Source organism: Streptomyces bluensis (assembly GCF_014650715.1).
Lineage (GTDB): Bacteria > Actinomycetota > Actinomycetes > Streptomycetales > Streptomycetaceae > Streptomyces > Streptomyces bluensis.
Genome location: NZ_BMVM01000002.1, coordinates 1,030,442 through 1,054,548 on the forward strand (window position 1 = coordinate 1,030,442; position 24,107 = coordinate 1,054,548).

The window sequence follows — 24,107 nt, forward strand, 5'->3', positions numbered from 1 at the left end:
GGGGCGGCGCCCGGAATGCTTCGGGCGCCGCCCCTTCGTCGTACGGCGCACTGCTTGCTTCGTAGTACGACGCACTGCTTGCTTCGCCGTACGACGCACCGCCTGCTTCGTCGGCCGGACCTACTTCACCGGTGGCGCGATGGGAGCCGCCCGCTCGGACTGGGGCGACGACGAGGAGGAGTACGCCGACGGGGGTGCGATGCCCGCCGTGGGGTCCGTCTCCTGCTCGGCCTCCAGTTGGGCCGGGATGCCGCCCACGATGGGGATGTCGGCCGCGTCGAAGGCCAGCTTGATCCGCCAGCGCAGCTCCCGCTCCACGGAGAGGGCCTTACCGGGCATCGTCTTCGCGGAGACGCGGACCACCATCGAGTCGAGCTGGACGCTGTCGAGGCCCAGGACCTCGATGGGGCCCCACAGCCGCTCGTTCCAGGGCTCGTCCTTGCTCATCTCCTCGCCGACGGCCAGCAGGGTGCGGCGGACCTTCTCCAGGTCCTCGTCGGGGCGGACGGTGACGTCGACGCCGGCCGTGGCCCACCCCTGGGAGAGGTTGCCGATGCGCTTGACCTCGCCGTTGCGGACGTACCAGATCTCGCCGTTGTCGCCGCGCAGCTTGGTCACGCGCAGTCCCACCTCGATCACCTCGCCCGAGGCGACGCCCGCGTCGACGGTGTCCCCGACGCCGTACTGGTCCTCAAGGATCATGAAGACTCCGGAGAGGAAGTCCGTGACCAGGTTGCGGGCGCCGAAACCGATGGCCACGCCCGCGACACCGGCGGACGCCAGCAGCGGCGCCAGGTTGATCTCGAACGTGGCGAGGACCATCAGCGCGGCGGTGCCCATGATCAGGAACGAGGCGACCGAGCGCAGCACCGAGCCGATGGCCTGGGAGCGCTGGCGCCGCCGCTCCACGTTGACGAGCAGCCCGCCGAGGGCCGTGCCGTCGACCGCCGAGGCCGTACGGTTCATGCGGTCTATGAGCTTGGTGATGGCCCGGCGGATCGCCACTCTGAGGACGGCCGCGATCACCAGGATCAGCAGCACCCGCAGACCGATGGCGAGCCAGGTGGACCAGTTCTCCTCGACCCAGCTCGCGGCGTTGGTCGCGCTCTCCTGGGCGTCCTGGAGCGTAGGGGCCGTCGGTGCCCCACCGGGGTCGGCGGCCGACAGCAGGACGGACAAGGACACGGCAGGTACCTCCAGGTGTAGCGGGTCTGCCGACAGACAGGGGGGACACGGCCAAGGACCGCCGCAGACTCGTCATGAACATGAACGAGCCGCGACCGGGCCGTGGACAGACGTGGGACTGTCGGGCAGAACCACCACACTATCGGGGCATCGTGTGTGGATCGTCGTGATGTTCGAGGGAGAGACAACTCTCACCACGGGGCTCGCTCCAGGCAGGAACAGGCGGGGTGGACCGGCCGTGATCCGGGGGATGGATCAGTGTGTGGTCGAAAACACTCCCAGCCCGTTACCGGGACATGGTGGCGCTTTCACCAGGCATGAGGGGACACTGGCTACCGAACGTCCCGGCGCGAGCCACGCGCCGCCGACGCACAAGGAGGCATCCGTGCCGCATGTCCTGGTCCTCAACGCGTCGTACGAGCCACTCGGCGTCGTACCGCTCCGCCGCGCGCTCGTCCTCGTCCTTGAGAACAAGGCCGTCTGCCTTGAGGAGTCCGGCGCCTATCTGCACAGCGCGACCGTCACAGTCCCCGCACCCAGCGTGGTCCGGCTCAAGAGGTTCGTTCGGGTCCCTTACCGGGGGCCCGTCCCACTGACCCGGCGGGCGCTGTTCGCCCGGGACGGGGGCCGGTGCATGTACTGCGGTGGCGTCGCAACCAGCGTCGACCACGTCATCCCGCGCAGTCGCGGGGGCAAGCACGTGTGGGACAACGTGGTGGCGTCCTGCCGTCGCTGCAACCACGTCAAGGCCGACCGTCATCTCGTCGAGATCGGCTGGCGGCTCCGCCACAAACCCGCCCCACCCACCGGCCTGGCCTGGCGCATCATCGGGACCGGCCATAGGGACCCGCGCTGGCTGCCCTACTTGCAGCCGTACGGCGCGGACGACGCGTTGGCCCGGATCGACGGCATTTCCGCCTGATGATCCGGGCTTTTGCATGACCCGGCGCGCCGCTGAGTCCTGTCGGCCGCCGGGCGCCCCACCGGGCCCTGGAGACGCACGCGCTCCGGGGCCCCTCGGTGTGCGCGTAGGCCGGACCGCTGGGTTCCGTGTACCTGCGCCGGTCAGGGGGACGGGGCTCCACCGGGCGAGTGGATCTGGTGGTGCCTGCGGGTGACTGCCGCGTGCGCCTGTCGGATCCGCCCGTGTTTCCGGCTATGGACCATGCGTCCTGCGAGCCGAGTGATGGGCTGTCCCGACCATGCTGAAAACCGCACTGCGGATCATTTCCGCTGCCACACTGATCGCCGCCTCGCTGGCGTTCACGTCACCCGCCGACGCCTCGGCGGACCCGTACCCGGGAACCCCGGAGCAGATCCGCAGCACCGCGCCCTGCGGCCCGACCGGTGGGTACAAGAAGAGGAACTGGGCACAGACCACGACGGATCTCGGCATCCAGCGGCAGGTGGACATGGCCGCGGTGCGCGAGGCCTGGTACTGGCGTCACGACGACAACACGCTGTGGCGGGGGGACACCCGCCCCGACCCGGAGCCGATCTTCCGGAGCGGCTTCACCCCGAAGGGTTCCGATCTCAACCCGCTGCCGGTGTGGATCACCGGGGGCGGCGGGCAGAACACCGCGCACGTCAGCACCAGTTGCGAGCGGTGGGTGGCGCAGGGCTTCGCCACGTCGGGCGCCGGTAATCCGAACCACATCGGCTGGGTGTACGCGATCCAGGCCCCCGGCGGCATCGACATCAACGCCACCGCGCGGCAGACCGGCATCCAGTCGACCTTCCTGTGGAACAGGGAGATCGACTTCCCCGGCGGCATCCAGGGCAGGTTCATCGAGGGTGCCTGCCAGTACCAGTGGATCCAGCCGCCCCCGGGGGAACCCAACATCTACCGGCTCCTCGGCTGCCGGACGAACACCCACTTCAACCCCAACTGAGACCCTCGGCCAACGTCCCCCGAAAGTGGGTGAACTCGGCGGGAACCGAACCGAAGCCGAGGGCGTATTCATGAGCGGGGGGTGGTGTGGGAAGCCTCTCGCGGTGCGGGCAGTCAACGGCGGGACCGCAATCCGAACAAGATCCAGTCAGGATCTGTTCGGATGTCAGTCCCGGCGGCGATACTTGCGGCCGGGCACCTCCGTTCACGGTGTGGTTCACCGGGCGGAAGTGACCGGCGGATGACCATGGGGGAGGTCACGTGACGGACACGTCGAAGGGGAGCGCGGCACCACCGGCCCAGGCGGCGGCCGCGGCCCCGGCCGTGCCGGCGCAGGCCACGCGGTCGGCTCCGCCCGCGGCGTCCGGCGCGCCGGACGTCGGCCCACCGCGCCGTACGGCGTTCATGGAGGGCGTCGACGAACTGCGCGCGGCCGCGGCGACCGAGCCGGGCCGGCTGCGGATCATCGGGGCGGCCCTCGCGCTCCTGGTCGTCGCCTTCGGTGCCGTCGCCGCGTGGGAGATGTCGGACCGCTCGGCCGCCGCCGACGACGTGCTCCACAGCAGCCAGCCCCTGAGCGCCGCCGCGGCCGACGTCTACCGCGCCCTGGCCGACGCCAACACGGCGGCCTCCAGCGGTTTCCTGGCCGGCGGCCAGGAGACCCCCGAGTCCCGCACCCGGTACGAGAAGGACATCAGAGCGGCCGCCGACGGTCTGGCGGACGCCGCGACCGCCTCCGATCCGGGCTCCTCCTCCGCCCGGACCATCGCCCAGCTCAACAAGCTGCTGCCCGAGTACAAGGGCCTCGTCGAGCGGGCCCGCGCGAACAACCGGCAGGGCTACCCGCTGGGCGGCGCCTACCTGCGGTACGCGAACGAGAAGATGCAGGAGGAGATGCTCCCCAGAGCCGAGCGCCTCTACAAGAACGAGAACGGGCGCCTGAGCGACGACTACGACAGCGCGGTCGCCTACCCCTGGGCCGCGATCAGCCTCGGCGTCCTCGCTCTCGGCGCCCTCGCGTGGGCCCAGCGCCGCACCTACCACCGCACGAACCGGGTGCTGAACCACGGCCTGGTCACCGCCTCCGCCGCCACCACGGCCGTCCTGCTGTGGCTCGTCGTCGGCCACACCGTCGCCCGCTCGGCACTCCTCGACTCGTACGACAACGGCGTGGTCTCGGTGAACGTGCTGAACGACGCCCGGATCGCCTCCCTGAAGGCACGCGGCAACGAGAACCTGACGCTGGTCAGCCGGGGTTCGGAGACCACCAGCACCGGCGCCGACAAGTTCGACAGCGACTTCAGGGGCGATATGAGCGACCTCTCGTCGAGCCTGGGGATCGCCGGGCACATGGCCGACGACCAGGCGGGCCGGCAGCCCGTGAAAGCGGCCATCAGCAACACGAGGGAGTGGCTGGAGCGCCACAAGAAGGCCCGCGAGTACGACACCGGCGGCGACTACCAGGCCGCCCTGAGCAAAGTCATCGGCTCCGCGGACGACAAGCCGACGGGTGAGTGCTTCGACAGCGTCGTGCGGAACCTGGAGGAGGCACTCGGACACGAGCAGACCCAGTTCAAGCTGGCGGCCCGGGACGGCAGGAACGCGATGACCGGGCTCCCCGTGGGCGCCGCCGTCCTCGCCGTGCTGGGCGCGTCGGGCGCCGTGCTCGGCATCGGACGCAGGCTGTCGGAGTACCGGTGATGAGGCCGGTGGCGGAAGGGGGCGCGGTGATGAGTGCGGCACGACGCCTGAGGGCCGGCCTGAAGGGCTGGGGCGGCGTGGGCGCGATGGGGGTCGCCTGCGCCCTCACCGCGGTCTTCACGCTGCTGCCACTGCGTGAGGCGCCCCTCGTCCAGGGCAGCGCGGCCACCGGCGGTCAGGGTCCCACCCGGGTCACGTACGCCAACGCGGACGACTGCGAGGACGCCGACGCCTGGAAGCAGAGCCTCAAGCCGTCCTCCGACGAGAGCGGCAGGACGATCGCGGCCATCAAGGAGAAGGGCTACCTCACCGTCGGCGTCGACCAGAACAGCTACCGCTGGGGCTATCGCGATCCGAACAGCGAGAGCGACAGCGCCGACCTGGAGGGCTTCGACATCGACCTCGCGCACCGCATCGCGGACGAGATCGTCGGCGGCGACGTGAAGGACAACATCCGCTTCAAGGCCGTTCCCACGAACCAGCGCATTCCGGCGATCCAGAGTGGGCAGGTGGACATGGTGGTCCGCACCATGACGATCAGCTGCACGCGCCTGAAGGACGTCGCGTTCTCCGCGCCCTATTTCACGACCGGCCAGCAGGTCCTCGCCCCCAGGTCCTCGCCGATCGACGGCTACGACTCGCTGGCGAGGAACAAGATCTGCACGGCGACCGGCTCCACCGCGCTCGAAACGCTGAGGGAAGACCAGGAGAAGGGGGACCTGCCCGCCTCCGCCGACATATCCACCACCGTCCCCAACCAGCTCGACTGCCTGGTGCGGCTCCAACTCGGCGAGGTCACCGCCGTCGTCACGGACGGCGCGCTCGCCGCGAGCCAGGCCGCCCAGGATCCAACGGTCGAGCTCAAGGGCAGCCCCTTCACTACCGAGTACTACGGCGTGGCGATGAGGAAGGACGCGGAGGATCTGGTGCGCCGGGTCAACCAGGTCCTTGAGGACTACCGCGACAGCGGCTGGCAGCAGTCGTACGACAAGTGGCTCGCCCCCACCCTCGGGGACGACGCGGCGAAGTCGCGCCCGCCGACACCCGACTACAGGTGACCGGCACCCGGCGCGAAAGACCGGCAGGAACAGCGCCGGTAGGAGCAGGGCGCCGGTAGGAGCAGAGCGCCAGTAAGAGCAGAACGAGCACGAACTGACCGGCCACGAACAGTGAGTTTCGAAAAGACCAGAACGCTGAGCGCAACAACCGACCTGGTACGACTGGAGAGTTGCCCGACCGCCGTGGGCGCGGGGCACGACAAGAGCGAGAGGTGATCGATGGGCGTCGCGGGATCCACCGGGCCGGTGATGGACCGGGACGAGGTGGACCGTGCGCTGGCGCGGCTCGGCGCGGAGCACGAGGCGATCGAGACCTCGCTCCTCGCCCTGCAGGACCACGCGGGCCGCAGACTCCTCGAAGGCGCCGAGCTCACGGGCCTCACCAGGGAACGCTGGACGGCCGCGGAGGCGTCGATCACGCTGCTGTGGGCGTACTTCGACGCGTACGCAGGCGCGCTGCGCTCCGCCCGTGAGATCCGCTCGCGGCGCCACTGGTCGAGCCGTGAGGACCTGGTGGCGCTGACCGAGCTGCTGCGCGGCCAGAGTGTCACGGTCCCGGGCAGCGCCACGGCGACGGCCAACGTACCGGCACGGGTCGGCGGGGGCAGGCTGAGCGAGCAGTTCACGCTGGCCGAGCTCGTGGAGCGGATGAACGAGCTGTACGCGACCTCGCTGGACATGGTGGTCGCCGCCGACGCGGTCTGGTCGGCGCTGCCCGCCCGGATCGACTTACTGGCCGCCGAGTTGCAGCGCACCCGCCAGCTGGCGCACTCCGTCGGCGTACGCCCCGGAGAGCACCCGGCGGGCGACGACCTGGAGCGGATCACCCACACCCTGGCCTCGCTGCGCGAGCAGGTGGTGTCCGACCCGCTGGCGTACTGGGTGCCCGCGCAGGGCAGGAGCTCGGCGCCCGGGGGAGGCCGTCCGGACACCTCGACGTACGACCGTGAGGCCCGCGCCCTGGAGGACGTACGGCGTGAGATCGACGCCGTACTGACAGTCCGTCAGGACGCGGAGGCGCGGTTGGTGAGGCTCCGCGACGTGCTCAGCCGTGCGGACCGTACGCTCGCCGAGGCACGCAGCGCGCGCGGTGAGGTGCTCGCGAAGATCGCCGCGACGGAGGTGCCCGTGGTCAGCGGCCCGCCGACCGTGCTGCAGGAGCAGCTCGCCCTGGCCGCCGAGTACCGCAGGCACGCCCAGTGGCACCGCCTCTCCCCGCTCCTGGAGTCCCTGGAGCGGAAGGCGGAGGACGAACTGCTGCGGGCCCGGGAGTCGTTGACCGCGGTGACCGCTCCCCTGGCGGTCCGCGCCGAACTGCGCGGCCGCCTCGACGCGTACAAGGCGAAGGTCGCCCGGCACGGCCTCGCGGAGGACCCCTTCCTCATCGAGCGGTACGACGCGGCCCGCCGCATGCTGTGGAGCGCGCCCTGCGACCTGCGGGTCGCCGAACAGGCGGTGCTCCGCTACCAGCGGGCCGTCGCGGAGCTGCTGGGCACGGTCGTGCCAGGGCAGGGCGGGGCCGGTCGGGCCACCGGACCGGAGGGGCCGGGCGCGTGAGCGACAGAGGTGATACGGGATGAGTGAGCGGCAGGCGTGCCAGCGGCCCGACTGCTCGGGCGCGTACGAGGACGTGGGCGGCGGCGAACTGTACTGCGACACCTGTGGTCTGGCGCCGGTGGTCGCGGCGGGCGGCATGATCAGTTCGCCGGCCACGGGGGTCACCGTCGGCGGCAAGGGGGCCCGCGGTTCCGGCGGTTCCAGGGGGTCGGGCGGGTCCAGCGGGTCGAGCCGCGGCTCCAGCGCCGGCTCCCGTGCCGGCTCCCGGACGTCCGCGCGGTCCTCCCAGTCCCGGCGCTCGGTCTCCGGCCGGCTCTCGCGCTCCCTGTCGGGGAAGCCGACGGGCCGCTCGGTGTCGGTGCGCAGCTCCGGTTCGGCCACCGGTTCCTCCGGGCGGGCCCGTCTGGGCGCCGGTCTGGTGCAGGTGCCGCAGGTGCCGCGGCCCGACCCGCGGGCCATGGTCCTGGAGAACCCCGAGGTGCCCGAGCGGAAGCGGTTCTGCTCGCGCTCCGACTGCGGGGCGCCGGTGGGGCGGGCGCGCGGCGAACGGCCGGGGCGCGTGGAGGGTTTCTGCACCAAGTGCGGCCACCCCTACTCGTTCGTCCCGAAGCTGCGGGGCGGTGACGTGGTGCACGGCCAGTACGAGGTCGCGGGCTGCCTCGCGCACGGCGGTCTCGGCTGGATATACCTGGCCGTGGACCGTGCCGTGTCGGACCGCTGGGTCGTGCTGAAGGGCCTGCTGGACACCGGTGACCAGGACGCGATGGCCGCCGCGATCTCCGAGCGCCGCTTCCTCGCGGAGATCGAGCACGCCAACATCGTCCGCATCTACAACTTCGTCGAGCACCTCGACCAGCGCACCGGCTCGCTGGACGGGTACATCGTGATGGAGTACGTCGGCGGCAAATCCCTCAAGGAGATCGCCAACGAGCGCCGCACGCCCGCCGGGAAACGCGACCCGCTGCCGGTCGAGCAGGCGTGCGCGTACGGCATCGAGGCGCTGGAGGCCCTCGGTCATCTGCACAGCCGCAACCTGCTGTACTGCGACTTCAAGGTCGACAACGCGATCCAGACCGAGGACCAGCTCAAGCTGATCGACATGGGCGCGGTGCGCAGGATGGACGACGAGGAGTCCGCCATCTATGGCACGGTCGGCTACCAGGCGCCGGAGGTCGCGGACGTCGGTCCCTCGGTGGCCTCCGACCTCTACACGGTCGCGCGCACGCTGGCCGTCCTCACCTTCGACTTCCAGGGCTACACGAACGTGTTCGTGGACTCCCTGCCCGACCCGGACCACATCGAGGTCTTCCGGCAGTACGAGTCGTACTACCGGTTCCTGGTGCGCGCCACCGACCCCGACCCGGCCCGCCGGTTCGCCTCCGCGCAGGAGATGGCCGAGCAGCTCACGGGCGTGCTGCGCGAGGTCGTGTCCCTGCAGACGGGGCGGCCCCGGCCGGCGCTGTCCACGTTGTTCGGGCCCGAGCTCAGGGTCACGGACACGGAGTTGTTCGCCGCACTGGACGGGGACGTGTCACGGCTGGGGGCGCGGGTCGCTCCCGTACGCGCAAAGCCCGGGGCGCAGCCGCAAGGGTCGCATCCCTTGCCGCTGCCGTCCGGGGGCGCCGCGAACCCCGTGGTCAAGCCTCTCGACACGGCCGCCGCCGCGCTCGCGCTGCCCGTCCCCCGGGTCGACCCCGCTGATCCCAACGCCGGGTTCCTCGCCGGACTCATCGCCTCGGCGCCCGCGGAGCTGATCACCGCGCTGCACGCGGCGCCCACCGGCTCGCTGGAGCTACGGCTGCGGGAGCTGCGCGCCCGGCTGGAGATGGGCGAGTTCACCAGTGCCCTCGGCACGCTGGACGCCCTGGAACGGGACCATCCGGACGACTGGCGGGTGATCTGGTACCGGGGCGTGGCGGCGCTCGCGACCGGCGACCACGAGAGTGCCGCGCTGGCGTTCGACGCCGTCTACGACGCGTTCCCCGGCGAGCCCGCGCCGAAGCTGGCCCTCGGCCTGTGCGCCGAGGTCCTCGGACAGCTGGACAACGCGGCCGAGTACCACCGCCTGGTGTGGTCGACCGACCGCAGCTATGTGAGCGGTGCGTTCGGACTCGCCCGGGTGCAGCTCGCGGCGGGCGACCGGAGCGGTGCCGTGCGGACGCTGGAGTCCGTACCGGGGGCGTCGATCCACTACACGGCGGCTCGCGTCGCCGCCGTACGGGCGCGCCTGCGTCAGCGTACGAACGACAGCGCCGGATCGCCGTTCCTCGACGACCTCACCGCCGCCGCGGGTCAGGTCGAGGCCCTCGGCGGGTACGGTCTGGACGCCGTGCGCCGTGAGCAGTTGTCCACAGAGGTCCTCGGCTGTGCGCTGGACTGGGTACTCTCCGGTAGCCAGGGTTCGGCGCCACCCGAGGGCGGCGGACGTGTGCTGCTCGGCAGCGCGCTCGACGAGCGCGGCCTCCGCTTCGGTCTGGAGCGCTCGTACCGCACGCTGGCCCGGCTCGCGCAGGGCGGCAAGGAAAGGATCGACCTGGTGGAACGTGCCAACCGTTACCGCCCCCGGACGTGGGTGTAGTTGATGTCGCAGATGCCCCAACTGGCCGCCTGCCCGAGCTGTGAGTGGCCCCTCGAATCGGGTGACCGTTTCTGCGGTGCGTGCGGGTACGACCTGTCGGTGGTCCCCCCGCCGCCGAAGGACACCCCGACGATCACCATGAACGGGACGGCGCCTCCCCCGCCGCCCGCGGCGGCGCCGGTGTGGCCGGTAGCCCCCGAGACCGGCGCCTCCGGCACTCCGGCACCGGTGCACCTGCCCGGCGACCTCCGGGGGGCGGACTCGGGCGGTTCCGAAGCGCACGCCGAAGGGCCACAGTCGGGCGGAGCCGAGCCGCCCACCCGAGAGTCGCAGGTGAGCGGGGGCGCGCCGCACGGCGAGGCGCCGTCGCCGGGTGGGGCCGAGCGTCCGGCGCGGGGCGTACGGTTCGACCGGCCTGCCGAGTCGGCCTCGTCCGCCGAGTCGCCTTCTTCGGCCTCGTCTGCCTCGCCTGTCTCTGCCTCGTCTGCCTCCGACGCGGGCGACTACCACCTGGCCGCGCCCCAGCCCGTCGACCCCCGTACCGCGGACCTCTCGACACCGCCCGCGGGCACCAAGACCTGCGTGGCGTGCCGCGCGGGGCAGGTCGACCGGGACGGCTACTGCGAGAACTGCGGCCATGCCCAGCCCCGCGAACGCGACCACATGGAGAAGGAGTTGGGCGCGGTGGCCGCGGTCAGCGACCGGGGGCTGCGCCACCACCGCAACGAGGACGCGTTCACGGTGTCCTCCACCGCCCTGCCCGACGGTTCGCCCGCGGTCGTCGCGATCGTCTGCGACGGCGTGTCGTCCGCGACCCGTCCCGACGACGCCTCGCTCGCCGCGTCCCGCGCCGCGGGCGAGGCGCTGCTGGAGACCCTGCCGCGCGGCACACACCCGCAGCAGGCCATGCACGACGCGATCGTGGCCGCCTCGAACGCCGTCAACTCCCTGGCCGAGGAACCCCGGACGGCCCAGGAGCACGCCCCCCACCAGAACGCGCCCGCGTGCACGCTGGTCGGCGTCGTCGTCACCTCCACCCTGCTGATCGTCGGCTGGGTCGGCGACAGCCGCGCCTACTGGGTCCCCACGGACCGCAGCTCACCCCCGGCCCGGCTGACCGAGGACGACTCGTGGGCCGCGCAGATGGTGGCCGCGGGACTGATGAACGAGGCCGAGGCGTACGCCGACCATCGCGCCCACGCCATCACGGGCTGGCTCGGCGCCGACGCGTACGAACTGGAGCCGCACACCGCTGCCTTCAAACCGGACCGGCCGGGTGTGGTGGTGGTGTGCACCGACGGGCTGTGGAACTACGCGGAGACGGCCGAGGAGATGGCCGAGGTCGTACCCCTCGACGCCGCGCAACGCCCGCTGCACGCCGCCCAGGTTCTGGTCGGCCACGCCCTCGACGGCGGGGGCCACGACAACGTAACAGTGGCCGTCCTCCCGTTCCCGGCCCCGCCCCACGGGGCAGGATCGGCCTGAGGGCGCTCGCGACGGCGCCGTCATGGCCGTGTGGGAACGGCCGGTGGAACGGATACGAGCAACCGGCAGACGGGGCCGGCCGGCTCGCTGGACGCAACGGTCGGGCGGTCGGCTCGACGGGCGTCCGACTCGATGGACGGCCGGCTCAAGGGACGGCCGGCTCGCTGGACGGCCGGCTCAAGGGACGGCCGGCTCGCTGGACGGCCGGCTCAAGGGACGGCCGGCTCGCTGGACGGCCGGCTCAAGGGACGGCCGGCTCGCTGGACGGCCGGCTCGCTGGACGGAACGGCCCGCCGATCGGCGGCACGCAGGGGAACGGCCGGTCGGCGGCGTCGGCCAACGGACCGGTGGGGACCGGCCCGTTCACGCAGCCACAGTCATCGGCCCACGCGTCGTGGGGGCCTTGAGGGGGAGCAGAGAACGCATGGCCAATTTCTCGAAGTCGAACGTGCCGCAGTTCTCGGTGGACGTGTACCAGAACGAGTACCTGCCGGAGGGCGGCCGCGAGGTCAACGCCATCGTGACGGTGAGCTCGACCGGCGGCGGCACCATCGGCAGCGCCGTCGCCGCCCCGCACCTGTACGCGCCGGGGCAGGGCCCGTCCGCGGCCGTGGCGATCATGGTCGACTGTTCGGGCTCGATGGACTACCCGCCGACGAAGATGCGGGGGGCGCGGGACGCCACGGCCGCCGCGATCGACGCGTTGCGCGACGGTGTGCACTTCGCGGTGATCGGCGGCACGCACATCGCCAAGGAGGTCTACCCCGGCGACGGCCGGCTCGCCGTCGCCGACGCCACCACCCGCGACCAGGCCAAACAGGCCCTGCGCAAGCTGAGCGCGGGCGGCGGCACCGCGATCGGGACCTGGCTGAAGCTCGCCGACCGCCTGCTCGCCTCGGCGGACGCCGCCATACGGCACGGCATCCTCCTCACCGACGGCCGCAACGAGCACGAGTCCCCGGAGGACCTGCGCGCCGCCCTCGACGCGACCGCCGGACGCTTCACCTGTGACGCGCGGGGCGTGGGCACCGACTGGGAGGTGAAGGAGGTCACAGGGATCGCGTCCGCGCTGCTCGGCACCGCCGACATCGTCGCCGACCCGGCGGGCCTCTCGGCCGACTTCACACGGATGATGGAGACGGCCATGGGCAAGGAGGTCGCGGACGTGGCGCTGCGACTGTGGACACCCGTGGGCACGGAGATCAAGTTCGTGAAGCAGGTGGCCCCCACGGTCGAGGAGCTGACCGAGCGCCGCACCGAGGCGGGCCCGCGCGCCGGGGACTACCCGACCGGTTCATGGGGTGACGAGTCGCGCGACTACCACGTGTGTGTGAAGGTGCCCGCCGCCGGCCTCGGCCAGGAGATGCTGGCCGCCCGCGTCTCGCTGGTGATCCCGCAACCCGACGGAACCGTCCACAACCTGGGCGCGCAGGGTCTCGTACGGGCCGTGTGGACGGACGACATGGCGGCCTCGACCTCCATCAATCCCCAGGTCGCGCACTACACGGGCCAGGCCGAACTGGCACAAGTCATCCAGCAGGGTCTGGATGCCCGCAAATCCGGGGACATCGACGGAGCAACGGCCAAGCTGGGCCGGGCCGTTCAACTCGCCGGCGAGTCGGGTAATGCCGATACTGCGAAACTGCTTGCGAAGGTGGTGGACGTCGTCGACGCAGCGGCAGGTACTGTGCGACTGAAGGCGAAGGTCGCGGTGACCGATGAGATGACTCTTGAGACACGGTCCACCAAAACCGTTCGCGTAAAGAAATAGCGTTGCCGACCCCACTCCGGGGAGCGGACAAAACCAACCACACTGGCCCACAGCGGTCGAGAAAACCGGCCCGGACGGCCGGAAAGGAAAGGGGGACGCGCCGACATGCCGACCTGCCCGAACGGACACCAGTCGGGTTCCGACGACTGGTGCGAGGTCTGCGGTCACCGCATGGCCGGTGCCGTGCCCCCGCCACCTCCGCCCCCGCCGCCTGCCGCCGGCTACGGCTATCCGCCCCCCGGCTCACCTCCGCCCCCTCCCCCGCCTCCGGGCGCGGGCGGCCAGCCCGGGGGGCACCCGCATCCGTCCGCCGTGCCCGGCGGCGCACCCGAGCTCTGCCCGCAGTGCCGTACGCCCCGCGAGGGCGGCGCGCCCTTCTGCGAGCAGTGCCGGTGGAACTTCCTGACGAACACGGCCACCACATACACCCCGGCCGCGCCCCGGCCGTCCGGGCCGGGACCTGGGCCCGGTCCTGGTCCTGGTTCTGGTTCTGGACCGACGGGGCCCGGAGGACCCGCGGGGCCCGGCGGTCCCGCGCCGTTCGCGGGTCCTGGAGGTCCCGCGCCGTTCGCCAGCCCTGGAGGCCCCGCGCCATTTGCGGGTCCCGGCGGTCCCGGCGGCCCTGGAGCGCCCGCTGGGCACGGGGAGCAAGGTGGACCTGGCGGGCCCGGTGGGCCTGGTGGGCCTGGTGGGCCTGGTGGGCCGAACCCGGCGCTCCGGTTCCAGCAGCCGCCCGGGCCGGGGCCGGCCTTCGGCGGCGGTGACTCGTACGACTACCAGAGCTCGCGGCCCTCGCAGGTGAACCGGCCGGCGGAGCCCATCCCGCCGGGGCCGCCCTTCGCCAGCGGCCCTCCCGGGCCCGGGGGCCCCGGTGGACCCGGCCCCGGCGGACCCGGCGGACCTGCCGGCCCGGGTGGGCCCGGGGGTCCCGGAGGCTTCGGCGGTCCGGGTGCGGGTGGTGGTCCGGCGGCCGGTGGGCTGCCGCAGGCCTTCCAGCAGTCGGGGGCGCCCGCTCCGCCCACCTTCCCGGGCGGGACGGGACAGCCGGGTGCGCCGGCTCCGGCTGGGCCGGGCGGTCCCCAGCCGGGCGGCCCGTCCTTCGGTGGCGGGAAGGACGACTGGGTGATCTCCCCGCCGTCGTCCGGTCCCGGTGCGCCTCCCTCACCCGGTGGACCGGGGGCACCCGGTGGGTACGGATACCCGCAGCCGGGAGCCACCCAGGCCCCGCCCGCTCCGGCGTACCCGCAGCAGCCGGCCACCTGGACGGCGACGATCGGCCCGGACCGCGACTACTTCATGTCGATGATGCAGCGTTCCGGCCCCGAGGCCGCTGGACTCAACCTGCCCGCGTACTCCCCGGAGCAGCAGCGCACCCTCGTCGGCAACCAGATGACCATCGGCCGTCGCCGTCACTCCACCGGCGACACCCCCGACATCGATCTGTCGGTGCCGCCGGAGGACCCGGGTGTCTCGCACCAGCACGCGGTCCTGGTCCAGCAGCCGGACGGCAGTTGGGCGGTCGTCGACCAGAACTCCACGAACGGCACCACGGTCAACGGCTCCGAGGAGCCCATCCAGCCGTTCGTGCCGATCCCCCTGCAGGACGGGGACCGGGTACACGTGGGGGCTTGGACGACGATCACCGTCCGGCGAGGCTGACCACACGGCCGGGCGCGAACGGCCGGTCCACGGACGATCGGCTCACGAACGGCCGGTTCAGGGACGGCTCACGGGAGGGGCCACGCGTACGGCCCCTCCGGGTCGTCCAGCCACGCCCATGCACGGTCGGCGCTGATCGTGATCCCGTACCGGTCACGCGTCGGGTGCCCTTCGCGGTCCCACAGCGCGAGCGCCTCGTGCGGGTCGAGGCTGCCCGCCGTCAGGGCCAGCAGGAACCCGAAGAGCTCGTGGCCCCTGGCCCGGCGCGGCAGCCCACCCAGATGGGGATGCGGCCGCGCGGGCCCTCCCCCGTCGCCGCGCAGCGGCACGAAGTACGCGGGCGTGTGCAGGAAACGCCCCTCGGCGTACTCGGCGTCCCGTACCCGCAGCCGGACCAGACCCGTGGCCAGCGGCGTCAGGATGCGGGCGTCGGGCGCGCACTGAGCGAGCCAGGGGCGCGGGATCGAGGACAGTGTGCAGGTCGCGATGATCCGGTCGTACGGGGCGCGTTGGGGCATCCCGCGCGCGCCGTCGCCCGTGACGACGGTCGGGTGGAACCCGGCGGCGGCCAGATGCCTGCGTGCCCCCTCGGTGATGTCGGGGTCCAGGTCGACCGTGGTGACCAGGTCGTCCCCGAGGCGGTATGCGAGCAGGGCCGCGTTGTAGCCGGTGCCGGCGCCGATCTCCAGCACGCGGTTGCCGTCCTCCACCTCCAGTTCGGTCAGCATGTTCGCCATCAGCGAGGGTTGGCTGCTGGAGGAGATCAACTCACCGTCGCGCAGACGTGTGGCGAGCGGGACGTCGGTGTACGCGCCGCGCAGCCAGCGCTCGCGTCGTCTCGGGTCACGCTCCTCGCCCCAGAGCCGCTCGTAGCCGCCCCCGCCCGGACTCCCGGCTCCCGAGGAGGGGGCGGGCCCACCTCCCACGTAGTAGTACGGCACGAAGAGGTGGCGCGGAACCGCCTCGAACGCCTCCCGCCACACCGGATCGGCGTCCCAGGCTCCGCCGGCCGCGATCTCGCGGACCAGGGCCGCCCTGGCCTCCGCGGCGAGGTCATGGTCCCGATCGACCGCATGTGTGCCCATATACACACTGTGCTGTGCGATCGGCACCGAGGCGAGCACCACGACGGGCTGACCCGGAACCAGCTCGTCCAGAATCCCCTCGTCCGGAGTCGGCTCGTCCAGAATCCCCTCGTCCGGAGTCGGCTAGTCCGGAGTCGGCTCGTTCTTGATCGACGACAGGTGCGCTCTTGATCGACGACCGGTGCCGCTCTTGATCGCCGATCGGTGCGGTCCTAGGCCTTGAGCCCTCCGTCCCCCCGTCTGAGACCATGGGTGCGTGAATGAGATTCGGCGCGGCACGCTTCAGGAGCAGACCTTCTACGAGCAGGTCGGCGGCGAGGAGACCTTCCGGCGGCTTGTGCACCGCTTCTACGAGGGCGTCGCCGAGGACCCGCTGCTGCGACCCATGTACCCGGAGGAGGACCTGGGCCCGGCCGAGGAGCGCCTCACGCTGTTCCTCATCCAGTACTGGGGCGGCCCCACCACATACAGCGAGAACCGTGGGCATCCCCGCCTGCGGATGCGCCACGCCCCGTTCACCGTCGACCGGGCCGCACACGACGCCTGGCTGAAGCACATGCGGGTGGCCGTCGACGAGCTCGGTCTCTCCGAGGAGCACGAGCGCACGCTGTGGAACTACCTGACGTACGCGGCGGCTTCGATGGTGAACACCGCGGGCTGAGGCCGGTTCGCCCCCTCGCAGGGCGCGCATTCCGGTCGCGCGGCACCGAATTCCGGTCACGATCCGGTCAAGTCCGGCCTACAGGCGCTTACCGGCTGTCCCCACCGTCTGACAGCATCACCCGGAGGTCTCCGGTCGTCCCGGAGCCGGGGGCGGCTGACGGGGGGCCGGGTGACGGGGTTTGTGTTTCTGCGCGTGCGAGCGCACCGGCTGCTGCTCGCCGCCGCACTGCTCACCGTCCTGCTGACCACGGCCGTGCCGACGACCCTCACCGCGTACTCGGGCGCGATCGGCGACGCGGCCCTGCGCCACTGGCTCGCCGCCCCCGAGAACGCCGTCGGCACCTCCCTGATCGTCAAGGCGGACACCCCGTCCACGGACCGGCGCGCCACCGCCGACCGTGCCGTGCGGGAGGGCGCTCGACGGACCTTCGACGGCATGCCGGTGACCGTGCGCACGCTCGTGCGGTCCGGCCCGTACGCCCTCCCCCGCTCCCTCCAGCCACCCTCCGCCCGGTCCGGTAACCCCGATCTCACCCATTTCGCGGCTCTGGACCGCACCCAGGTGCGGGTCACCGAGGGACGGCTGCCACGCGGTGGCGGCAGCGCCATCGAGGTGGCCCTGCCGCGGGCCGCCGCCGAGCCGCTCGGGCTGAAGCCGGGCGCTCGCCTCACCCTCACCGACCGCTTCGACGGCCCCGACGTACGCGTCCTGATCACCGGCCTGTACCGGCCCGAACGGATCACCGCCCCGTACTGGCAGGTTGACGACCTCCGCGGCCGAGGGGTCCACAAGCTCTCCTTCACGACGTACGGCCCCCTGCTCACCGATCCGTCCGTACTCGCCGGCGGCCGGGTGAGCACGGGAGAGTCCGCCTGGCTCGTCTCCGCCGAGTTCGCCACGCTGACGACGGACCGGATCGGCGCGCTGCGGCAGGCGGCCCGTGACGGCACGGCCGCGTTGGGCGCGTCCGACGCGCTGAGCGGCACCACGGCCGCGACGACCTCGCTGCCGGAGACGCTGGACGACATCGAACGCTCCCTCCTCGTCTCCCGTTCGACCCTGCTGATCGTGGCCCTGCTGATCGCCCTCCTCGCGGGGTACGCGCTGTTCCTCGTGGCCCGGCTGCTGAGCGCCGAACGGGCGGGCGAGACGCGGCTGCTCAGGGCGCGCGGCGGCTCGCCCCGCCGGATCGCGGGGCTCGCCGCGCTGGAGGCGCTGCTGCTCGCGCTGCCCGCGGCGGTCTGCGCTCCGCTGCTCGCCGGGCCGTTGACGCGGCTGCTCGCCGAGCAGGGGGCGCTGGCGCGGATCGGGCTGCGCATCGACACCTCCGGCGGGCGCGCGGAGGTGTGGCTGGTCGCGGCGGCGGTGGCACTGGGGTGCGCGCTCGCGGTGACGGTGCCGGCGCTGGCCTCCGGGTCCTTCACCGTGCGGCGGGCCCGTGCCCTGCCCGCCCCGGTGCGCGCCGGGGCCGACGTCGGGCTGCTGGTCGTCGCCGGGGTCGCGTACTGGCAGTTGGACCGCCGGAACACCGGTGCCCTGTCCGGCGGCGCCGGGGGTGGCACTGTCGGCTCCCTCGGCATCGACCCGCTGCTGGTCACGGCCCCCGCCCTGGCCCTGCTCGCCGGCACCGTCCTCACCCTGCGACTGCTGCCGCTCGTGGCGCGGCTCGCCGAGCGCCGTGCTGCGGTCGGCCGGGGCCTGCCGAGCGCCCTGGCCGGCTGGCAGTTCAGCCGCCGCCCGTCGCGCGGCGCCGGCCCGGTGCTGCTCCTCGTCCTCACGGTCGCCCTGGGGATGCTGGCGATCGGCGAGGGCGCCTCCTGGAACCGCTCGCAGGACGACCAGGCGGACTTCCGCGCCGGTACGGACGTCCGTGTCCTCGCGGGCGGCGCGAACGGCCTCGGCGGCTTCGGGCGCTACGCGGACATCGACGGAGTACGGGCATCCACACCGGCCGTCCGTACGGCGCTGCCGTTGTCCGGCGGCCGGACAGCGACCGTTGTGGCCCTGGACACGACCTCGGCGGCCGACGGACTGCTGCTCCGGCGTGACCTGGCCTCCGAGCCGGTAGGGCCCCTCCTGGCGGGTCTTCCGCCGAAGGGGAGGACGGAGGGCCCTCGACTGCCCCCGGGGGCGACGGAGCTCCGCATGGCGCTGCGGCTGAGCAGCGACCGGGACGGCGGCGACCCGGCGGACACCGACAGGGGCGGCGATAGCGCCGAAGCCGATGTGACGGTCACTCTCCAGGACCGCTACGGCGTGCCGTACCCGGTGCCCGCCGGCCGACTGGCCGTCGACGGACGGCTCCACGTGCTCGCCCTGGACCTCGCCCGCGCGGCGGACGCCCCGACGGGCCGGGCGGCCGGGCACCTGACACTGACCGGCGTGGGGCTGACCATGGAGCAACCGGTCGGCGGCGCCGAGCAACACCGCCTGACCCTGGAGAAGGTGAGCGCCGTCCGCGCCGACGGGACGGAAAGACCGCTGCCGACGGCCACCTCCTGGACGGTCACGTCGCGCTCCGGCAGCACGTCGCCGTCCCCGGACGGCTCCACATTCCCGACGACCCCGCGTGTGGAGGAGTCGCCACCGGGCTCCCTCGTGGTCCGCTACAGCACCGGGTACGTGCCCCGTGAACGCTCCTGGAAGCCCGAGTCGTTCACGGTCCGCCTCCGGGTGACCCAGCCCGCGGCGTCCGAGGTGACGGGCGTCGCCACCGACCGGTTCCTCGCGTCGGCCGGGCTCTCCGGAACCGGGCGGCGGATGGACGTCAGGTTCGGGGACTCGACGGTGCCGGTACGGATCGTGCGGAGCGTACGGGCACTGCCGACGACCGCGGAGGGCGGCGACGGCGACGGCGGTGCGCTGCTGATCGATCTCCGGTCCGTGAACCGTGTGCTGGAGGCCCGGGACGGCCAGGCCGCCGAGCCCACCGAGTGGTGGCTGCGGACGGCGCCGGGCGCGGCCGGGCAGGTGGCCGCGCAGCTGCGGGCGCGTCCCGATGTCGAGCCGTCGCAGGTCGTCGTACGGGACGAGGTCGCGGACCGGTTGCGGGACGATCCGTTCGGGGCGGGTCCCACGGCCGCGTTCGCCGCGGTGGCGGTAGCCGCGGCCGCGCTGGCCGCGGTCGGATTCGCGGTGAGCACGGCGGGGTCCCTGCGTGAGCGGGCCGACGAGTTCGCCGTCCTGCGCGCGCTCGGCGCCCCGCGCCGGCAACTGGCCCGTCTCATCGCCGCCGAACAGGGCGTGCTGGTGGCCGTGGCGCTCACGGCCGGCGTCGCCCTCGGCACGGTCCTCACCCGGGCGGTGATCCCCTTGATCGTCCTCACTCCACAGGCTTCCCGTCCGGTGCCCGAAGTCCTGGTGGAACTACCCGTCGCCCCGGTGGCCCTGCTGCTGGCGGCGGTGACGGTGACCCCGCTCGCGGTCACGGCCGTGCTGGCGGCACGACGACCGGACGCGGTCGGCACGCTGCGGCGCCAGGGAGGTGAGTGACGCGATGGGTGCGTGCTCCTCCACGAGTTCCCGGACTTCCCGCGCCACCCGAGTCTTCGCACCGTCCTCCGTGGCTCCCTGGGTGCGGACCCGGCTGCGGGCCGCGCCCGGAGCGGCCTGCGCGCTGGCCCTGCTGGTGGCGTTCACCGCCTGTCTGGCCGCGGCCTTCCCGCGGGCGGTGGACCGGTACGAGGACGCGGGCCTGCGCAGTGCCGTCACCAAGGCGCCGGCCGAGCGGACGACCGTGCAGTTCTACGCCGAGCAGTCCACGACCGAACTCCCGCCGGACGAGTGGGAGTCGGCCCTCCGCCCGGACACGCTGAGGGAGCAGTACGCGCGGGTGCTGGCCGCCGTCGACCGGCCGCTGGTCGTCGACCGCGCCCAGTCGTCGTACGGCGTGCGCACCACCAAACCCGCGGAGGCACTGGACCGTTGGCTGCCCCGGCCCAGCGGGCTGCCCGCCAACGTGTCACTCGTCGCGCAGAACGGACTCGCCGACCATGCCCGGCTGCGCCAGGGCCGCCTGCCGCGCACCACCGGATCGGTCACCCCGCGCAGCCAGGCCGTGGAGGCCGCCGTCACCACCGAGACCGCCGAACGCCTGCGGATCAAGGTGGGATCAGTGATCCACGTCCCCCGCGCGATGCGGGAGCCGCTGGCCGTGCGCGTCACCGGCATCGTCGCCCCACGCGAGCCCCAGGGCGCGTACTGGTCGACGCAACCGCTGCTGCGCACCCCCTCCCTGATGCGGAATCCCCAGGCGCTTCCGCCCGCCAACACATACTGGCTGGGCGCCCTGCTGCTGCCCCCGGACGCGGCACCCGTCCTGCTGGGAACGCAGGGAGGCCCGGAGCGCTACTGGCAGCTAGCCCCCGCCACCGCCTCGCTGAACGCCCGCGACCTGCCCGCTCTCTCCTCCTCCCTCGCTTCCCTGCTGTCGGGATCCGGCCTGCTGGCGGTGCGCCAGGTCACCGACCCGGCGGCCGAGGCGAACACCGGCCTGGACACGGTGCTCCTCTCCCACCAGCGCCTGCGCGACGGCATCACCCCGCTCGTGTCCGTCGCCGCGTTCGGCACCGGAACCGTCGCGGCCGTGGTGCTGCTGATGGCGGGCGGCCTCGCCGCGGAACGCCGTCGTACGGAACTCGCCCTGCTGCGCGCCCGTGGCGGCTCCCTGCGCGGTGTCACGGGACGGCTGCTGGCCGAGACGGCGGTCGTCGCGGTGCCCGCGGGCGCGGCCGGCCTGACGGTCGCCCTCCTCGCCGTTCCCGCCCCGCGCCACGCCCACGCGGTGGTCGCGGCCACGGTCGTCACGCTCCTCGCCTGCGCCGCACTGCCCCTGCGCGCCGCGGCCCGGCACGCCCTCGTACGGGTCCACGGCGCACGCGAGGACCTGACCTCCGTACGCCCCTCACGGCGCCGTACGGTCGCCGAAGTCACCCTGGTGGTGCTCGCGCTGGGCGCGGTGGTGGCGCTGCGGCGGAGGGGGACGGACGGGTCGGGGTCCTCCGACCCGGGGATCTCCCGGGCCTCGGGTGCTTCGGGGGCTTCAGGCACGTCGGGCGCTTCTGCCGATCATCTGATCTCCCTGGCACCCGTGTTGGTGGGGATCATCGCCGCGCTGGTGCTGGTGCGGCTGTATCCGCTGCCGTTGCGCTGGCTCGCGCGCCGTGTGGGGCGGCTGCGGGGCGCGATCAGTTACCTGTCGCTGGCCCGCGCCGGCCGTACGCCCGTCTCCGCGGTGCTCCCCCTGCTCGCCCTGCTGACCGCCCTCACCACCGCCGCCTTCGGTGGCTCGGTCCTCGCGGGCGTCGCCGACGTACGCGAGCGTGCGGCGCTGTCCGCGACCGGCGCGGACGCCCGCGTCGAGTCCCTGCGAGCGCTGCCCGCGGCGCTGCCGGATCAGGTCCGCCGGAGTCCCGGGGTGCGGGAGGTCAGCCCGGTGAACATCGCGTACGACGTCAATCCGGACGACGGTGCGGAACCGGTGACGCTGGCCGGCGTCGACCCGGGCTCGTACGCGTCACTGGCGCGCCGGACCGCTCTCGGCCCGTTCCCGGCGGCTGCGCTGAAGCCCGCGGGCCCACCTCGGTCGGACGTCCTGCCCGCCCTCGCGTCCCCGTCCCTGGCCGACCGCTTCGGCACCCGGCCCTTCTCCGTACGGCTGGATGACGGCAGCCTCGTCGGTCTCCGGATCACCCTGGTACGCGAGACCACTCCCGCCGCGCCGGGCGCGGACTTCCTGGTCGTGGACCGCTCCCGGCTCCCCGGCCTCCCCGAGCCCACCGCCGGAAAGACCGGCCCGACCACGCTGCTGGTGACCGGCTCCCACCTGGACGGTGCGGCGCTGCGCACGCTGGCCGGCGGGAACGCCGACGTGCGCCTGCGGTCGGAGGTCCTGGCACGCTACGTCGACTCGCCCCTTCAGTCCGGCGCCGAACGCGTCTACACGGCGGCGGTGGCCGCGGGCGCCGGTTTCGCGACCCTGGCCCTGCTGCTGACCCTGATCCGTTCCGCCCCCGAACGCACCGCGCTCCTGGCCCGTCTGCGCACCATGGGGCTGACCCGCGCCCAGGGCCGCCGTCTGCTGATCCTGGAGTCCCTCCCGCAGTCCCTGCTCGCCGCGCTGGGCGGCACCCTCGCGGGGTGGGCCGCCGTCCGCCTCCTCTCCCCCGGCATCGACCTGACGACGGTCGCGCTCGCCACGGCGACGGACTCCGCGCCGGCCGGTGCCCACCTGCGCACGGATCCGTGGTCCCTGCTGGTCCCGGCCCTCGCCGTCGTGATCCTGACGACGGGCATCGCGGCGGCGCAGGCCTGGTGGACCGGGAGACGGAGTTCGGTGAGGGAGTTGCGGGTGGGGGATCCCCGATGACCGCCCCGCGCATACCGGCCGGCGAGCACGGAAGCCCCCCGGACCATCACTGCCGGAGTCACCCCACGACCGCTGAGGGAGTCGTCCCATGACCAGCACGGGCCCCACCTTCGCCGACCTCGCCCACCGCGCGGCGGCCCGCCGGGACCGCCCCGCCTACGGCCACGACGCGCTGATCACCTGTGACCGCCTGGTCCGGATCTTCTCCACGGACGGCGTGGAGGTGCAGGCACTCCAGGGTCTCGACCTGCTCGTCCGCGAGGGCGAACTGATGGCCCTGGTGGGCTCGTCCGGCAGCGGCAAGTCGACATTGATGAACATCCTGGCCGGGCTCGACACTCCCACCGCCGGAGCGGCCCGCGTCGCAGGCCACGACCTGCTCACGATGACCGCCAAGGACCGCCTGCGCTACCGCCGTGAGATCGTCGGCTTCGTCTGGCAGCAGACTTCCCGCAACCTCCTGCCCTATCTGACGGCCGCCCAGAACGTGGCCCTGCCCATGCAACTGGGCGGCGCCCGCACCCGCCGCCGGGACCGTTCCGAACGTGCTCTGGAACTCCTGGAGTTGCTGGAGGTCGCCGACTGCCGCGACCGCCGCCCGCAGGAGATGTCGGGCGGCCAGCAGCAGCGCGTGGCGATCGCGGTCGCTCTGGCCAACGCTCCGAAGGTGCTGCTGGCCGACGAACCCACCGGCGAACTCGACTCCCACACCGGCGAACAGATCTTCGCCGCCTTCCGCACGGCCAACGAACACCTGGGCACGACCATCGTGATCGTCACCCACGACCAGGCCGTGGCGGGCGAGGTCCGGCGCACGGTGGCCATCCGCGACGGCCGCACCTCGACGGAGGTCCTGCGCCGCACCGAGATCGACGCGGCCACCGGTCAGGAGGCGGTCGTCGCCCGCGAGTACGCCACACTCGACCGGGCCGGCCGGCTCCAACTCCCCGCCGAGTACACCGAAGCCCTCGGTATGCGCCACCGCGTCGCCCTGGAACTGGAACGGGACCACATCGGCGTGTGGCCGGACGACAGCGAGTCATGAGCCCAGCACACGAAACACCCGGTGATCGGCATGCCCCGCAATCGGCAGGCCCCAGCACGCC

Annotated in this window: 15 protein-coding genes; 13 read left to right on the forward strand and 2 right to left on the reverse strand. The window is 73.0% G+C overall.

The window, feature by feature from the left end:
• Positions 1-120: 120 nt before the first annotated feature.
• Positions 121-1,185: a mechanosensitive ion channel family protein gene (locus IE262_RS09685; RefSeq protein WP_229877174.1), complete on the reverse strand. Its 1,065-nt coding sequence runs from the start codon at positions 1,183-1,185 to the stop codon at positions 121-123.
• A 385-nt stretch (positions 1,186-1,570) separates the two neighbouring features.
• Here IE262_RS09685 and IE262_RS09690 point away from each other — a divergent pair, with 385 nt between their 5' ends.
• The 9 genes from IE262_RS09690 to IE262_RS09730 all read left to right on the forward strand — a co-directional run bounded on the left by IE262_RS09690 (position 1,571) and on the right by IE262_RS09730 (position 14,885).
• Complete coding sequence (locus IE262_RS09690) at positions 1,571-2,107, forward strand: HNH endonuclease (RefSeq protein WP_030237121.1); 537 nt, start codon at positions 1,571-1,573, stop codon at positions 2,105-2,107.
• Between the two features lie 280 nt (positions 2,108-2,387).
• Positions 2,388-3,077, forward strand: a complete 690-nt coding sequence (locus IE262_RS09695) for a scabin-related ADP-ribosyltransferase (RefSeq protein WP_189872735.1) — start codon at positions 2,388-2,390, stop codon at positions 3,075-3,077.
• A 260-nt stretch (positions 3,078-3,337) separates the two neighbouring features.
• Complete coding sequence (locus IE262_RS09700) at positions 3,338-4,777, forward strand: GlnX family signal transduction membrane protein (protein ID WP_189872737.1); 1,440 nt, start codon at positions 3,338-3,340, stop codon at positions 4,775-4,777.
• Between the two features lie 29 nt (positions 4,778-4,806).
• The gene (locus IE262_RS09705) at positions 4,807-5,835 is read left to right on the forward strand and encodes a glutamate ABC transporter substrate-binding protein (protein WP_229877175.1); all 1,029 of its coding nucleotides are present in this window, start codon (positions 4,807-4,809) and stop codon (positions 5,833-5,835) included.
• Between the two features lie 219 nt (positions 5,836-6,054).
• On the forward strand, positions 6,055-7,392 hold the full coding sequence (locus IE262_RS09710) for a hypothetical protein (protein ID WP_134041750.1): 1,338 nt from the start codon (positions 6,055-6,057) through the stop codon (positions 7,390-7,392).
• Positions 7,393-7,411: 19 nt separating this feature from the next.
• Positions 7,412-9,970: a serine/threonine-protein kinase gene (locus IE262_RS09715; protein WP_189872741.1), complete on the forward strand. Its 2,559-nt coding sequence runs from the start codon at positions 7,412-7,414 to the stop codon at positions 9,968-9,970.
• Between the two features lie 3 nt (positions 9,971-9,973).
• Positions 9,974-11,455 carry a PP2C family protein-serine/threonine phosphatase gene (locus IE262_RS09720; RefSeq protein WP_373305003.1) on the forward strand — a complete coding sequence of 494 codons (1,482 nt, stop codon included), beginning with the start codon at positions 9,974-9,976 and terminating at the stop codon, positions 11,453-11,455.
• Between the two features lie 424 nt (positions 11,456-11,879).
• Positions 11,880-13,226, forward strand: a complete 1,347-nt coding sequence (locus tag IE262_RS09725) for a vWA domain-containing protein (RefSeq protein ID WP_189872745.1) — start codon at positions 11,880-11,882, stop codon at positions 13,224-13,226.
• A gap of 105 nt (positions 13,227-13,331) precedes the next feature.
• Positions 13,332-14,885 carry an FHA domain-containing protein gene (locus IE262_RS09730; protein WP_189872747.1) on the forward strand — a complete coding sequence of 518 codons (1,554 nt, stop codon included), beginning with the start codon at positions 13,332-13,334 and terminating at the stop codon, positions 14,883-14,885.
• Between the two features lie 68 nt (positions 14,886-14,953).
• Here IE262_RS09730 and IE262_RS09735 read toward each other — a convergent pair whose 3' ends face one another.
• Positions 14,954-15,970, reverse strand: coding sequence for a methyltransferase domain-containing protein (locus IE262_RS09735; RefSeq protein ID WP_189872749.1), 1,017 nt, complete (start codon positions 15,968-15,970; stop codon positions 14,954-14,956).
• A gap of 256 nt (positions 15,971-16,226) precedes the next feature.
• Here IE262_RS09735 and IE262_RS09740 point away from each other — a divergent pair, with 256 nt between their 5' ends.
• From IE262_RS09740 to IE262_RS09755, 4 genes are all read left to right on the forward strand, one after another.
• On the forward strand, positions 16,227-16,631 hold the full coding sequence (locus tag IE262_RS09740; RefSeq protein WP_134041762.1) for a globin: 405 nt from the start codon (positions 16,227-16,229) through the stop codon (positions 16,629-16,631).
• Between the two features lie 195 nt (positions 16,632-16,826).
• A complete protein-coding gene (locus tag IE262_RS09745; protein WP_229877176.1) occupies positions 16,827-20,126 on the forward strand; it encodes an FtsX-like permease family protein in 3,300 nt (1,099 codons plus the stop codon).
• A 4-nt stretch (positions 20,127-20,130) separates the two neighbouring features.
• Positions 20,131-23,001, forward strand: coding sequence for an FtsX-like permease family protein (locus IE262_RS09750; protein WP_229877195.1), 2,871 nt, complete (start codon positions 20,131-20,133; stop codon positions 22,999-23,001).
• An 88-nt stretch (positions 23,002-23,089) separates the two neighbouring features.
• On the forward strand, positions 23,090-24,046 hold the full coding sequence (locus IE262_RS09755; RefSeq protein WP_189872753.1) for an ABC transporter ATP-binding protein: 957 nt from the start codon (positions 23,090-23,092) through the stop codon (positions 24,044-24,046).
• The last annotated feature ends 61 nt before the right edge of the window (positions 24,047-24,107 follow it).

What these genes read in the sequence shown, in the direction of transcription:
- IE262_RS09695 (WP_189872735.1), top strand. Translation starts at nt 2,388, where the DNA reads ATGCTGAAAACCGCACTGCGGATCATTTCCGCTGCCACACTGATCGCC.
- IE262_RS09705 (WP_229877175.1), top strand. Translation starts at nt 4,807, where the DNA reads ATGAGTGCGGCACGACGCCTGAGGGCCGGCCTGAAGGGCTGGGGCGGC.
- IE262_RS09710 (WP_134041750.1), top strand. Translation starts at nt 6,055, where the DNA reads ATGGGCGTCGCGGGATCCACCGGGCCGGTGATGGACCGGGACGAGGTG.
- IE262_RS09715 (WP_189872741.1), top strand. Translation starts at nt 7,412, where the DNA reads ATGAGTGAGCGGCAGGCGTGCCAGCGGCCCGACTGCTCGGGCGCGTAC.
- IE262_RS09720 (WP_373305003.1), top strand. Translation starts at nt 9,974, where the DNA reads ATGTCGCAGATGCCCCAACTGGCCGCCTGCCCGAGCTGTGAGTGGCCC.
- IE262_RS09725 (WP_189872745.1), top strand. Translation starts at nt 11,880, where the DNA reads ATGGCCAATTTCTCGAAGTCGAACGTGCCGCAGTTCTCGGTGGACGTG.
- IE262_RS09730 (WP_189872747.1), top strand. Translation starts at nt 13,332, where the DNA reads ATGCCGACCTGCCCGAACGGACACCAGTCGGGTTCCGACGACTGGTGC.
- IE262_RS09735 (WP_189872749.1), bottom strand. Translation starts at nt 15,970, where the DNA reads ATGGGCACACATGCGGTCGATCGGGACCATGACCTCGCCGCGGAGGCC.
- IE262_RS09750 (WP_229877195.1), top strand. Translation starts at nt 20,131, where the DNA reads ATGGGTGCGTGCTCCTCCACGAGTTCCCGGACTTCCCGCGCCACCCGA.
- IE262_RS09755 (WP_189872753.1), top strand. Translation starts at nt 23,090, where the DNA reads ATGACCAGCACGGGCCCCACCTTCGCCGACCTCGCCCACCGCGCGGCG.